Here is a 13,018-nt window from a genome sequence, read left to right as displayed (position 1 = left end):
GTGCATGACCGATAGCGAACAAGTACCGTGAGGGAAAGGTGAAAAGCACCCCGACGAGGGGAGTGAAATAGAACCTGAAACCGGATGCCTACAAACAGTCGGAGCCCGCAAGGGTGACGGCGTACCTTTTGTATAATGGGTCAACGACTTAGTGTAACTAGCAAGCTTAAGCCGGTAGGTGTAGGCGCAGCGAAAGCGAGTCTGAATAGGGCGATTGAGTTAGTTGCATTAGACCCGAAACCGAGTGATCTAGCCATGAGCAGGCTGAAGGTTGGGTAACACCAACTGGAGGGCCGAACCCGTATCTGTTGCAATAGATTGGGATGACTTGTGGCTAGGGGTGAAAGGCCAATCAAACTCGGAAATAGCTGGTTCTCCGCGAAATCTATTTAGGTAGAGCGTCGACCGAATACCCTCGGGGGTAGAGCACTGGATGGGCTATGGGGACTCACCGTCTTACTGATCCTAACCAAACTCCGAATACCGAGGAGTACTAGTCGGCAGACACACGGCGGGTGCTAACGTCCGTCGTGAAAAGGGCAACAACCCTGACCTCCAGCTAAGGTCCCCAAGTCATGGCTAAGTGGGAAAGGATGTGAGGATCCCAAAACAACCAGGATGTTGGCTTAGAAGCAGCCATCATTTAAAGAAAGCGTAACAGCTCACTGGTCTAAATAAGGGTCTTTGCGCCGAAAATGTAACGGGGCTAAAGCCATGCACCGAAGCTGAGGATATGCCGTAAGGCATGTGGTAGCGGAGCGTTCCGTAAGTCTGTGAAGGCGGACCCGTGAGGGCTGCTGGAGATATCGGAAGTGCGAATGTTGACATGAGTAACGATAAAGGGAGTGAGAGACTCCCTCGCCGAAAGACCAAGGGTTCCTGCTTAAAGTTAATCTGAGCAGGGTTAGCCGGCCCCTAAGACGAGGCGGACACGCGTAGTCGATGGGAACCACGTTAATATTCGTGGGCCTGGTGGTAGTGACGGATCTCGTGTGTTGTACATTCTTATTGGATTGAATGTGCGGCGAAGAGGTTCCAGGAAATAGCTCCACCGTATAGACCGTACCCGAAACCGACACAGGTGGTCAGGTAGAGTATACCAAGGCGCTTGAGAGAACTATGTTGAAGGAACTCGGCAAATTGCACGCGTAACTTCGGAAGAAGCGTGACCCCATTTTAGGCAACTATGATGGGGTGGCACAGACCAGGGGGTAGCGACTGTTTATCAAAAACACAGGGCTCTGCGAAGTAGCAATACGACGTATAGGGTCTGACGCCTGCCCGGTGCTGGAAGGTTAAAGGGAGGGGTGCAAGCTCTGAACTGAAGCCCCAGTAAACGGCGGCCGTAACTATAACGGTCCTAAGGTAGCGAAATTCCTTGTCGGGTAAGTTCCGACCTGCACGAATGGCGTAACGACTTCCCCGCTGTCTCCAACATAGACTCAGTGAAATTGAATTCCCCGTGAAGATGCGGGGTTCCTGCGGTCAGACGGAAAGACCCCGTGCACCTTTACTATAGCTTTACACTGGCATTCGCCAAGGCATGTGTAGGATAGGTGGTAGGCTTTGAAGCAGGGACGCCAGTTCTTGTGGAGCCATCCTTGAAATACCACCCTTATCTTCGTGGATGTCTAACCGCGGTCCGTTATCCGGATCCGGGACAGTGTATGGTGGGTAGTTTGACTGGGGCGGTCGCCTCCGAAAGAGTAACGGAGGCGCGCGATGGTGGGCTCAGACCGGTCGGAAATCGGTCGTCGAGTGCAATGGCATAAGCCCGCCTGACTGCGAGACTGACAAGTCGAGCAGAGACGAAAGTCGGTCATAGTGATCCGGTGGTCCCGTGTGGAAGGGCCATCGCTCAACGGATAAAAGGTACGCCGGGGATAACAGGCTGATGACCCCCAAGAGTCCATATCGACGGGGTTGTTTGGCACCTCGATGTCGACTCATCGCATCCTGGGGCTGGAGCAGGTCCCAAGGGTATGGCTGTTCGCCATTTAAAGCGGTACGTGAGTTGGGTTCAGAACGTCGTGAGACAGTTCGGTCCCTATCTGCCGTGGGTGTAGGAATATTGACAGGATCTGTCCCTAGTACGAGAGGACCGGGATGGACGTATCTCTGGTGGATCTGTTGTCCTGCCAAGGGCATAGCAGAGTAGCTATATACGGAATGGATAACCGCTGAAGGCATCTAAGCGGGAAACCAACCTGAAAACGAGTGTTCCCTATCAGAGCCGTGGAAGACGACCACGTTGATAGGACGGGTGTGGAAGCATGGCAACATGTGAAGCTTACCGTTACTAATAGCTCGATCGACTTCTTCGTTCCCATTGTTCATGTTCATCAAACAAAGTTCGATGACATCATTCTTCTGTCCTGACGCCCGAAGGGCTCCGGACGGGCCGCGCCAAAAGGCGCGACGGACTAGCGTCCTGTATGGCTGCCACGCTCGATCTCGAGCAAGGCAGGCAAACGGACCAGTCACGGAAAGACGTGTAATTAAGATAAAAAGTGGCAATGCCACCCAGCTTCTCGAAACAACACTCATGTGAAAACATGATCAATGTTGCGTTTTGCCGACCTGGTGGTTATCGCGGGGCGGCTGCACCCGTTCCCATTCCGAACACGGCCGTGAAACGCCCCAGCGCCAATGGTACTCCGTCTCAAGACGCGGGAGAGTAGGTCGCTGCCAGGTCTGCAAAACGCAACATCAAATCTTCTCAAATCAAACTTCGGCCCAGCCGATACAAGAGGGCCGCTAATAGCGGCCTTTTGTCGTTCCGGGACTTAAAACATAAGGCAAACGCCTCGTGCGTCCCTTACAGGAGACAAATCGCCTTCGGCAATTTGCTCCGGCAGTAGGCATCACAGCTTCCCTGTGATGCAGTCGCGATAAATCCCATAGGGATTTACACTGGTAACGCGGGGTGGAGCAGCCCGGTAGCTCGTCAGGCTCATAACCTGAAGGCCGCAGGTTCAAATCCTGCCCCCGCAACCAAAATCTTCAAGACTTATCAAACGAATAAGCCCTCCTCATCGGAGGGCTTTTGCGTTTGTGCAGAAATCATGCTGCCCTGTTCTTTTTATTCGAGCCTGCGGGATAGGAGATCATGCGCAGAAGGGTCGGATCTTTTCGGATGAAATGGTGCCATAGCGCCGCTGCCACATGAAGAAGTACAATTCCTGCTGCGAGATACGCCAGAGTAGCGTGAACATCAGTCCAAAAGGCTTCGGATTGGTCGGAGATTGCCATGGGTAACCCCGGCACGACGATGAGATCGAATACATAGCTGGGGATTTGCAGAGGAGATGTCGACGCGACCGCCCAGCCGGCGAGGGGAACAGCCAAGGTGAGGAACAGCAATGCAGCGTGAGCGGCCCGGGCGCCCAGCCGGGAAACTGGACCGTCGCTATCAGGTGGCCGTGGCTTTCTGCTGAAAACTGACCAAATGAAACGCGGCACGGCAAGGGCCAGCACCAGAAATCCAATCGACTTATGGTACTGAAAAAGGTCAAACTGAAGCACCGGGTCGATGTTGTCGCGGCTCATCAGATATCCCAGCGCAAGCTGCGCGAGGAATAGGATCGCGATCGTCCAATGGAAGGCGATCGCCACCAGCCCGAAGGACGTAGGCGAATTGCGCCACAGTGGTTTATCCGTCGGTGCGCTATCGCGATGATCCTCGAAATGTGTCATCGGCTAACTCAGCTGTTGATAGGTGTCTTTGGCAATGGCATCCATGCGGTCGGATGGCAGGTTGCCAACCAGGGCGCAGCGGATCGTCTCGTCGTCCCAGGATACGGTTTCCAGCGAGCCGACATTGGAGCGCCGCATGGCGGTGTCGCTCGAGTTGGCCGCAGCCACGATATAAAGAGTGACACGCTGTCCACTTTTGTCTTCGTACATAAGCTGGGCTGCGGCGCCTTCGGAACTCGGCAGCAACCGGCCGCCGACAAGGGACAGACCATGGCGCGTAAGGTCCGGGATATTCAGTTTGCGATCGAGCCGTTTCGACAGCCATTTTGGCAGATTGGCAGCGTCCTCGCCATCGGCGCGAACCTCCACGGGATGGAGAACGTCGCTCGCGAACAATTGATGTGCCTGCGCTGCATCCGCCACGATGGAACGGGCAGGCTCCGCGACCTGTGATACAAGCCCGCGCCCGAACCAGCCGCCTGTCAGTCCAACAGCCAGAACAAGGATGGATGCCGCCGCCATATTGCGCCAATCGGCGCGCTCTGAGCGCAATCGCCGCTCCATGCCATAAACATCAAGGCGTTCGGGTAGAACGCCTGTATCAAGAGGAGGATAGAGAGCCGCCAACGTGGCATTTTGCTGCTGCCATAGCTCAACCTTGCGTGCGTCAGCGGGATTGGCGGCGAGATGGGTACGAACGGCGTCACGCCGCTGGTCCTCAAGCTGCCCGTCGACATAAGAGATAAGATCGGCTTCTGTTATCTGCGGCTGGCTGCCAGTCATTTTATCACCTTGAGGTTTGGCTGGTCTTCCTGGGTCATTCGGGCCAAGGCTGTTCGGGCTCGCCCCAGACGGGACATCAGAGTGCCCAACGGAATTTCAAGAATCTTTGCCGCTTCCGCATAACTTAGACCTTCGACGACGACGAGGAGGAGCGCCTCCCGCTGTTCGCCGGAGAGTTTGTCAATAGCGCGGGCCATTTCGGTAAGTGCTATCCGGCTTGTCTGCGCCGCCGGCACGAACAGCTGTTCCGCAACGTCATCAATCGGGATTTGCGACGGTCGCCGATTTCGACCGCGCAGATTGTTGCGGTAGATGTTGATAAGCACCCGGTACAACCAGGGGCGCAACGGACCCTGCGGTCGCCACAATGCCTTTTTACGGATGGCCCTTTCCAGGCAGTCCTGAACCAGATCGTCAGCTGTGTCGCGGTCGTGCGTGAGCGCATTCGCGTAGCGTCGAAGCGCTGGTATGCAACCTGTAATCTCGTCCAGAAAATCCGGCATGGGTGCTATTCCTTGATAATGTGCCAGATATTGCCGACGCCATCATCTGTGACGTTGCCGGGCTTCTCGTTCATCTCCCAGCGATACGGCGGCTTTCCGCCATATAACCACTGCATCGTCCTATTCTTGCGGGCGATCGGTTTGTCGTCATCATCCGCCGCGTGGGTTTTAGAGGCGGCGCGTGGCAGCCATTTCTTCGCGCAATCATCATAGCCGGCCGACGATCCATCGACGAGATGATGTACATGCATAAGTCAGTCCTTTGAGAGGAACGGGTCGGACAACATGTCCGATATTAAACAGAACACCAGCCAGCTGCGCTTAATCCCACGCCACGTTTTTTTTGGCTTTTCGTTCTATCTGACGCCCTTCAAATCTATGTCGAACGTGACGGTATTCGAATAGAGCGGTACGCCGACACCCATGCCATAGGGCATCCGGGGGACATTTCCGGTGACGTGGAAGGTGACGGATCCCTTTTGCTGTTCAACGAATGTTGCATGAAACGTTTCGGGCCTGGATACACCTCTCGCCGTCAGGACGCCTTCGATCACCGCGCTACGCGGTCCGTCCTGGGTAATGCGGCTGGAGCGGAACATGATTTGCGGATAGGCGGCGATATTAAAAACCGCACTGGATCGCAGGAAATTTTCCACGCGTTCCTGCCCCGTCTGGACGCTGGAAGGGTTCAGTTTGATTTCCACGAAGGACCTGGAAGGCTGGTCCGGGTCGATGTCGAAGCGGCCGGATATGTCGGGAATGGTGCCCTTGATTCCCGGGCCGGCAACTTGCGCAATTGAAAACCCGATGTGAGACGCGGAATCAATTCGATAATGTCCGGCGGCGGAAGAGAACGGATTGGCAGACACGGGCGTGCAAGCCAATGTCACAAGCAAGAAGGTGGCGGAATAGGCGGATTTCACGGCGCAAGCTCCTTTGTACGCGCGTAGTCATACCCAAGAGAACACTGCAGGAAGCTGTTTAATCCACATCCGTTCCGTTGGAGCCATTGGGCCTTTTAAAGTTTCGGTCATGAAGTTGCTCAAGGCGGCTTACGTCTGACGTTTCGGGAGGCGGAAAAGAGCGGCAAATCATTGAGCTCGACCCGGTCTGAATGGTCGCGAAAGCCACCGGGATCGGCGGCTCGATGAGTGTGTCGCGCACCGTGCCTAGTGACTCGACGCCGATCCCTTGCTTATGGGCGTCTGCATCGGACATACTGGCACTCGAACCACAAGGGCCAAGGGCAAGACGAAGCCGGCAATGCATTGCTGGATCGCGGAGCCATGCGAGAAGATTTTACCTCATGAATACGCGATTTCTCGAAACCTTCCTCTGGGCTGCACGGTTGAACAGCTTTTCGGCAGCGGCGGAACGTCTGCACACCACTCAGGCGTCGGTGTCCAACCGGATTGCGGCTCTGGAAAGAGAGCTTGGCGTCGTGTTGTTCACCCGCGATGTGCGCTGCGTCAACCTGACGCCGGCCGGTCGTCTGGCGCTGCAGCATGCCGAAAAGATCGTCAACCTGACCGGGGAATTCCGACAGATCGTGAGCAGTCGCGAGGCGCTGAGAGGCACCGTGCGTATCGGCGCCGCGGATACCATTGTCTATGCCTGGTTGCCGCTTCTTATTCGTCGGATGAACGAACAATATCCCGGTGTCAGCCTGGATCTGACCATCGATACCAGCCTGAAATTATCCCAGCGCATTCAGAACGGTGAAGTGGATGTCGGTTTCATCATGGGACCGGTCATGGCTGCGAATATCTATAATTCGCCGCTCTGCACGTTCGAGTCCTGTTGGGTTGGCGCGGTTGATCTGCCATTGCCGGAAACAGGGGTCACGCTCGAAGATATCGCGCATTTTCCATTACTTACCTTCTCGACCGGCTCCCAGCCGCATCAGGCATTGCGTGCGCTGCTCGATGCCCACGGACTGTCTGACAGCCGTATTTATAATTCCAATTCCCTGTCGATCATGACCCGCCTCGTGGCAGCGGCCGTCGGTGTTGGCGCGTTGCCGCGCGTGCTGGTGGACGGCATCATCAAGTCCGGCGAAGCACGTATCCTCGATATCGTGCCTGCGGTACCGCCTCTGACATTCCACACTGTTTATCAGGAACGTGGCGACAACGCGCTCGCCCGGGCCATTGCCGACATGGCGACGGAAATCGTCAGTGAAACCACAACACAATGGATGACCGTTCCCGCCTAAATTTTGCGCTGCAACACGAAATGATTAATCTATAAGCTTACCTTATGGGTTCCGATAGAGTTTTTCCGTTTGTCATGAAAACCGTTCCCGTTCTTAATTCTCCTCGCAACATGAGAGGAGAGCAACGTGAAAGTCTCACTTGTTCAAATGAATACACAGAACGACAAGGCAGAAAATCTTAAGGTTGCTGCCGATCTTATCGAAAAGACAGTCAAGGCAGATAATCCTGACCTTGTTGTTCTTCCGGAATACTTTGCATTTCTTGGCGATAATCCTCAGGAGATGCATGAAAGCGGGGAAGAATTTCCCGATGGCGAAATCTATACGCTGCTTTCGGGCCTCGCCAAAAAGCACGCGATCACGCTGCATGCCGGTTCCATCGTCGAGAAGGAAGGCAACCGTTTCTACAATTCGACGCTCGTTTTTGGTCCTGACGGTAAGCAGATTGCCCGTTACCGCAAGATGCACCTGTTCGACGTCGATACGCCGAACGGTATCAGCTACCGTGAGTCCGACTCCGTCGCCCGCGGTGAAGACGTTGTGACCTATAAGGTTGGCGACAAGACGGTTGGTTGCGGCATCTGCTACGATATCCGCTTCCCGGAACTGTTCCGCGCCCTGCGGGACAGGGGGGCGGACGTGATCGTTCTGCCGGCCGCCTTCACCCTTATGACGGGCAAGGACCATTGGGAAGTGCTGGCCCGCGCCCGCGCCGTCGAAACCCAGACCTACTTTCTGGCTGTCGGCCAGATCGGCACCCATGCGGGTGGCAAAAAGGCCTGCTGGGGGCATTCCATGGTCATCGATCCCTGGGGCCACATCGTCGCGCAGTGCTCAGACACCGTCGGGACCGCCGGCGCTGCCCTCGATTTCGACTATTCGGCCAAGGTGCGCGCCAACGTGCCGGTGGCAAACCACCACGTGCTCTGATCGGAGAAAGACTTATGTTTATCGTCAATCCCATGCCGGAGCAGATCGACGCCGATATCGTCGAGCTTCTTGAAAAGGTCGAGGTCGCAACGATCGGCCATGTGCTTCATTCCGGTTTCGTCGATCCGGAAATCCGCGCGGTCCTTCCGGGCAAGCGGGTGGCCGGCACCGCCGTCACGCTGCGCATCCCGAACGCCGATTCGACCATGCTTCACTACCTGACGCAGATTGTGCGCCCGGGCGATATCGTGCTCATCGATCGCTGCGGTGACACTCGCCACGCCTGCTGGGGCGGCGTCATCACCAACACGATGAAAATGGCCGGCGTCAAGGCTGGTGTGGTCGATGGCCCGGCGACCGACTTTTCGGAGTTCGTCAAGGTCGACATGCCCATGTGGTGCCGCGGCCCTTCGCCGATCACCACCAAGATCCTTGGCCTTGAAGGCGCGATCAATGTTCCGATCAGCGTCGGTGGCCAGATGATCAATCCGGGCGATGCGATCCTTTGCGATGAAAGCGGCGTTGTCGCCCTTCATCCCAGCCAGGCCCGTGCCATGGCCGAGCGCGCCATCGGCATGCAGGAAGCTGAACTCGTGCTTCTGGAGCGTCTGCGCAACGGCGAGAAGTTGCCGGATATTTCCGGTGCCAACAAGCTCGTTCAGGCCAAGCTGAGCGCCTGACACCGCCTTACGGGTGGCGGACCAGTCCGCCACTCCCAATAATAATAGAGGAGAACAGGACAATGAAGAAATCTATACTTCTGAGCGGGATTCTCATGCTTGGCGCGGCTGCTCTGTCGGCGCACGCCCAGCAGACCGTAACGTTCCTCGGCTATAGCGGCCTTTTCCAGGAGCGTTATACCAAGGCCGTCATCGAGCCTTTCATGGCCGCCAACCCTGACATCAAGGTTGAATATTTCCCGCAGCAGGGTTCCGCCGCCATGCTTGGTTCGCTGCGCGCCCAGAAGGCTGCGCCGCAGGCCGACGTCGCGCTGATGGACGTCTCCGTTGCCAAAACCGGGACGGATGAAGGTCTGTTCGACAAGATCGATGAAAGCGTGACCAAGAACGCCGCCGACCTCTTTCCTAACGCCCGTTTCGAAGGTGTGGCCGGCGTTGGGGTGACGTTCGACAATCTTGTGCTCATCTATAATACCGATGCGATCAAGACTGCTCCGGACAGCTGGAACGCTCTGAAGGACAGTGCCCTCAAGGGGAAAGTCGCCATGTTGAGCGCGCCCGATATTGTCGGTATCGGCACGACCATCATCATGGACCACATGAATGGCGGCACTGACTTCATCAAGAATATCGACGCCGGCATCAATGCGATGGCTGAAGTTGCGCCAAACATTCAGACCTGGGAGCCGAAGCCGGAAGTCTATCCGAATGTCGTCAACGGCCAGGTTTCACTGGGCGTGGGCTGGAATGCCCGCAGCCAGGTGAATGCCGATGGCTCCAAGGGCAAGATGAAGGTTGCGCTTCCCAAGGAAGGCACGATCCTCCAGATCAATACGCTCAATCTCGTCAAGGGCGGCCCATCGTCCGAGGGGGCGCGTAAATTCGTCGATTATGCGCTGAGCCCTGAAGCCCAGGCTGCCTTCACCGCCGCCATGTATTATGCACCGACCAACACCAAGGCCACTGTTGCCGACGATGTCAGCGAGCGCACGGTCATCAAGGCGATGGACAAGGTCATTCCGGTCGATTGGATCGGCCTTTCAAAGGTCCGCGACCAGATCACGCAGGACTGGCGTCGCAAGGTCATCCCGCTCAGCCGCTAAGGCTCATGCAGAATGGCAGATCTTTCGCATCACCCATGCGGCTGCGGAAGGACAAAAACATTGCATCCCTCTGTCGACGCTCTGGTCGGCGGAGGGGGTGGGTAAGACGGACATGCATTTCCTTTGGCCTCTGACATGTCTGCGATACGGGAAACGCCGTGAAACAGCGCAGCGAAGTTCTGCTGCGACTGTATAGATCAAGGGACAGGCCTAACCGGCCGGACATGTCCTGGAGAAAGGCAAAAAGCCAGAATGGGAACTTCAGACACCATGCAGCCAGGATTCCTCTCGATTCGTTCACTGACCAAGCGCTACGAGACCATGGTCGCCGTAGATGATCTCAACCTCGAGATTCCCAAGGGCGAACTGGTTGCCTTCTTGGGTCCTTCCGGCTGCGGCAAGTCGACATCGCTGCGCATGATTGCGGGTCTCTCTCCCGTCTCCTCAGGTTCGATCTTGATTGGCGGCAAGGACGTGACGCAGCTTGCGCCTTACAAGCGCGACATCGGCCTCGTTTTCCAGAGCTACGCGCTTTTCCCTCACATGACGGTTCTCAAGAACGTCATGTTCGGTCTTGAGATGCGCAAGGTGCCGGCTGCCGAGGCCGAACGCCGCGCGCGTGAAGCCATTGCCATGGTGCATCTGGAAGGGCGCGAGGACCGCCGTCCCGCCCAGCTTTCCGGCGGCCAGCAGCAGCGGGTCGCACTGGCGCGCGCACTCGTCATCCAGCCCTCAATCCTTCTGTTTGACGAACCGCTCTCCAATCTCGACGCCAAGCTGCGCGATGAGATGCGGGCCGAAATCCGCCGTATCCAGAAACAGCTCGGCATCACCTCCATCTTCGTCACGCATGATCAGGTCGAAGCGCTCAGCATGTGCGACAAGGTCGCCGTGCTCAATGGCGGGCGCCTCGAACAGCTCGGCACACCGCATGATCTCTATGAGCGCCCGGCGACGGCTTTCGTCGCTTCCTTCGTCGGCCGCACCAACAGGCTGGTCGGCAACGCGGCCGGCGATCGCATCACGGTCGGCGATGCGGTTTTGCGTGCGCCCGGCTCACATGCCGGCAAGATCGACCTGATGGTGCGGCCGCATCGCATGGCCATGACAGTTGCCGGTGACGCTTTGCCTGATTTCGATGGCGCGCCGGTCAACCGCATCGCCGGCGAGGTGCGCGATGTCTATTATGCGGGTGACATCCTGCACTACGAGATCGCCGCGGGCGGGCAGACATTGTCCGTGGAGCGCGCGACGTCCGGCGGCGAAACGCCGGTGGCGGCGGGCAGCGCAGTCAGCCTCGTCTGGCGCGTCGAAGATACGCTGGTTTTCGGAGCGAATCCATGACAGCGTCAGTCATGATCACGGCTCCCGGCAGCCGCACCTCGTCCATCGTATTTCTTGCAACCCTCCTGCTTGGACCGATCATCGCAGTCAACGGTCTGGCTTTCGTGATGCCCGTCTTCAACCTGTTGCTGCTTTCCTTCCGTGAAAGCCTTGGTGGCGGCGGTCTCGGGGAGGCCCACACACTTGAAAACTGGTCATCCACGCTTACCGACGGTTTTTATATCGAGCTGATCGGCCAGAGCATCCTGACCAGCCTTATGATCACTGTTCTGACGCTCATCGCCTCCTATCCGATCGCGCTTTACCTCCACCGGGCGCAGGGCCGCTGGAAGACGCTGCTACTGGTGCTGGTCATTTCGCCGCTGCTCACCTCGGCCGTGGTGCGCACCTATGGCTGGATCGCGATCCTTGCGGATGACGGGCTCATCAACAACATCCTCTTTGCACTGGGTGCTGAAAGCGGCGTGCGCCTGTTGTTTAACAAGATCGGCGTGGTCATCGGCCTCACCGAAATCCTGATGCCCTACATGATCCTGGCATTGCTTGCCGGTTTCGGCAGGCTTGATCCACGGGTCGAGGAGGCTGCCGAAACGCTCGGCGCATCGCCCTGGAAAGTCTTCTGGCGGATTATCGTGCCGCTCACCATGCCCGGCGTGGCGCTCGGTTGCCTGCTCTCCTTCGTTCTCGCCGTCAGCTCGTTCATCACCCCCAAGCTGCTCGGCGGCGGGCGCGTCTTCCTGCTGGCGACGGAAATCTACGATCAGGCCATTGTGACGCTCAACTGGCCTCTCGCCGCGACGCTTTCGATGATCATCCTTGTGATTTTCGGTGCCGCCCTCGTGCTCTATTCCCGGCTTCTGCGGGCTGTTCTTTAAAGGAGATCGACGATGGAAGAACGTCCCGTTCCGCTGGCGCTGAAAATTGTCGCCTTTGTCATGTTCCTCTTTCTGCTTGCGCCCGTGGTGCTCGTCGTGCCGATCTCTTTTTCAGCCGACAGCTACATGACCTTTCCGCCTTCCGGCTGGAGCCTGCGCTGGTATATTGACCTCATGCACAATTCCAAGATGATTGGCGCGCTGGGCACCAGTACGCTCCTCGCCGTCATCGTCACGGTGCTGTCGATGCTGATTGCGCTGCCCGCCTCCTACGCCATCGTCCGCATGCGGGTGATCGGTGCTGACGCATTGCTTGCCTTCTTCACTGCGCCCCTGCTTCTGCCGACCATCGTTCTCGGTCTTGCGATCCTGATCGTTTTCGCCGGTGCAGGTCTGCTCGGCACGTTCACCGGCCTGGTGATCGCGCATCTCATCATCGTGCTGCCCTATGCCCTGCGTGTGCTCACCACGTCGCTCGCCGGCCTGCCGCTGATCTTCGAAGAGGCCGCCTCGACGCTCGGGGCATCGCCGTTCACCGTCTTTAGCCGCATCACCATGCCGATGATCGCGCCGGGCGTTGTCGCAACGGCGGCGCTTTCCTTTCTCGTCTCGTTCGATGAGGCCGTGATTTCGCTGTTTCTCACCGGTCCGCGTATCACAACGCTCCCGGTCGCCATGTACCAGCATGTCGAGACCCAGGCCGATCCGCTCGTTGCGGCCATTTCCGTTCTTCTGATCGTGCTGACGCTTACCGTCGTCCTGATCGTCGACCGAACGGCGGGCCTGACGAAGACTTTCGTAAAATAAGGGCGGCAGAAATATCGAGAAATATTCCTCGTAAGGCCGATTAAATTCGAAGGGTCGGCGTCAGCTCTGTCTGACTCGAACC

12 protein-coding genes, 1 tRNA gene and 2 rRNA genes (1 of these 15 cut by a window edge) are annotated in these 13,018 nt (G+C 57.2%); 10 read left to right on the top strand and 5 right to left on the bottom strand.

All coding sequences use genetic code 11. From position 1 onward, the window contains the following. From CFBP6623_RS12165 to CFBP6623_RS12155, 3 genes are all read left to right on the top strand, one after another. Nucleotides 1-2,324: ribosomal RNA gene (locus tag CFBP6623_RS12165) — 23S ribosomal RNA — on the top strand (it extends 562 nt beyond the left edge of the window). Between the two features lie 255 nt (nt 2,325-2,579). After that, nucleotides 2,580-2,694 (top strand): 5S ribosomal RNA (gene rrf / locus CFBP6623_RS12160). 226 nt (nt 2,695-2,920) lie between these two features. After that, a tRNA-Met gene (locus CFBP6623_RS12155) sits at nt 2,921-2,997 on the top strand. 66 nt (nt 2,998-3,063) lie between these two features. On the opposite strand, the gene CFBP6623_RS12150 is transcribed toward CFBP6623_RS12155, so the two are convergent. The 5 genes from CFBP6623_RS12150 to CFBP6623_RS12130 all read right to left on the bottom strand — a co-directional run bounded on the left by CFBP6623_RS12150 (nt 3,064) and on the right by CFBP6623_RS12130 (nt 5,905). Beyond that, a complete protein-coding gene (locus CFBP6623_RS12150) occupies nt 3,064-3,696 on the bottom strand; it encodes a cytochrome b (protein WP_046801602.1) in 633 nt (210 codons plus the stop codon). 3 nt (nt 3,697-3,699) lie between these two features. Then, on the bottom strand, nt 3,700-4,479 hold the full coding sequence (locus CFBP6623_RS12145) for an anti-sigma factor family protein (RefSeq protein ID WP_046801601.1): 780 nt from the start codon (nt 4,477-4,479) through the stop codon (nt 3,700-3,702). After that, a complete protein-coding gene (locus CFBP6623_RS12140) occupies nt 4,476-4,982 on the bottom strand; it encodes a sigma-70 family RNA polymerase sigma factor (protein WP_046801600.1) in 507 nt (168 codons plus the stop codon). Before CFBP6623_RS12140 ends, CFBP6623_RS12145 begins: the two co-directional genes overlap by 4 nt. A 5-nt stretch (nt 4,983-4,987) precedes the next feature. Then, on the bottom strand, nt 4,988-5,233 hold the full coding sequence (locus CFBP6623_RS12135) for a hypothetical protein (RefSeq protein ID WP_052760263.1): 246 nt from the start codon (nt 5,231-5,233) through the stop codon (nt 4,988-4,990). A 105-nt stretch (nt 5,234-5,338) separates the two neighbouring features. Further along, entirely contained in the window at nt 5,339-5,905 is a 567-nt protein-coding gene (locus CFBP6623_RS12130; RefSeq protein ID WP_046801599.1) for a YceI family protein, read from the bottom strand. Nucleotides 5,906-6,288: 383 nt separating this feature from the next. On the opposite strand from CFBP6623_RS12130, the gene CFBP6623_RS12125 reads away from it, so the two are divergent. From CFBP6623_RS12125 to CFBP6623_RS12095, 7 genes are all read left to right on the top strand, one after another. Then, nucleotides 6,289-7,197, top strand: a complete 909-nt coding sequence (locus tag CFBP6623_RS12125) for a LysR family transcriptional regulator (RefSeq protein WP_046801598.1) — start codon at nt 6,289-6,291, stop codon at nt 7,195-7,197. Nucleotides 7,198-7,344: 147 nt separating this feature from the next. Continuing rightward, nucleotides 7,345-8,127: a carbon-nitrogen hydrolase family protein gene (locus tag CFBP6623_RS12120; protein ID WP_046801597.1), complete on the top strand. Its 783-nt coding sequence runs from the start codon at nt 7,345-7,347 to the stop codon at nt 8,125-8,127. Between the two features lie 14 nt (nt 8,128-8,141). Then, complete coding sequence (locus CFBP6623_RS12115; RefSeq protein WP_046801596.1) at nt 8,142-8,807, top strand: RraA family protein; 666 nt, start codon at nt 8,142-8,144, stop codon at nt 8,805-8,807. Nucleotides 8,808-8,869: 62 nt separating this feature from the next. Beyond that, on the top strand, nt 8,870-9,910 hold the full coding sequence (locus tag CFBP6623_RS12110) for an ABC transporter substrate-binding protein (RefSeq protein WP_080841848.1): 1,041 nt from the start codon (nt 8,870-8,872) through the stop codon (nt 9,908-9,910). 270 nt (nt 9,911-10,180) lie between these two features. Further along, entirely contained in the window at nt 10,181-11,254 is a 1,074-nt protein-coding gene (locus tag CFBP6623_RS12105; protein ID WP_046801594.1) for an ABC transporter ATP-binding protein, read from the top strand. After that, the gene (locus CFBP6623_RS12100) at nt 11,251-12,129 is read left to right on the top strand and encodes an ABC transporter permease (RefSeq protein WP_046801593.1); all 879 of its coding nucleotides are present in this window, start codon (nt 11,251-11,253) and stop codon (nt 12,127-12,129) included. Before CFBP6623_RS12105 ends, CFBP6623_RS12100 begins: the two co-directional genes overlap by 4 nt. A 12-nt stretch (nt 12,130-12,141) precedes the next feature. Beyond that, on the top strand, nt 12,142-12,936 hold the full coding sequence (locus tag CFBP6623_RS12095) for an ABC transporter permease (protein ID WP_046801592.1): 795 nt from the start codon (nt 12,142-12,144) through the stop codon (nt 12,934-12,936). Nucleotides 12,937-13,018 lie beyond the last annotated feature (82 nt).

Source organism: Agrobacterium tumefaciens (assembly GCF_005221385.1).
Taxonomy (GTDB): Bacteria; Pseudomonadota; Alphaproteobacteria; order Rhizobiales; family Rhizobiaceae; genus Agrobacterium; species Agrobacterium tomkonis.
This window is presented reverse-complemented; position numbering and strand designations above follow the sequence as displayed.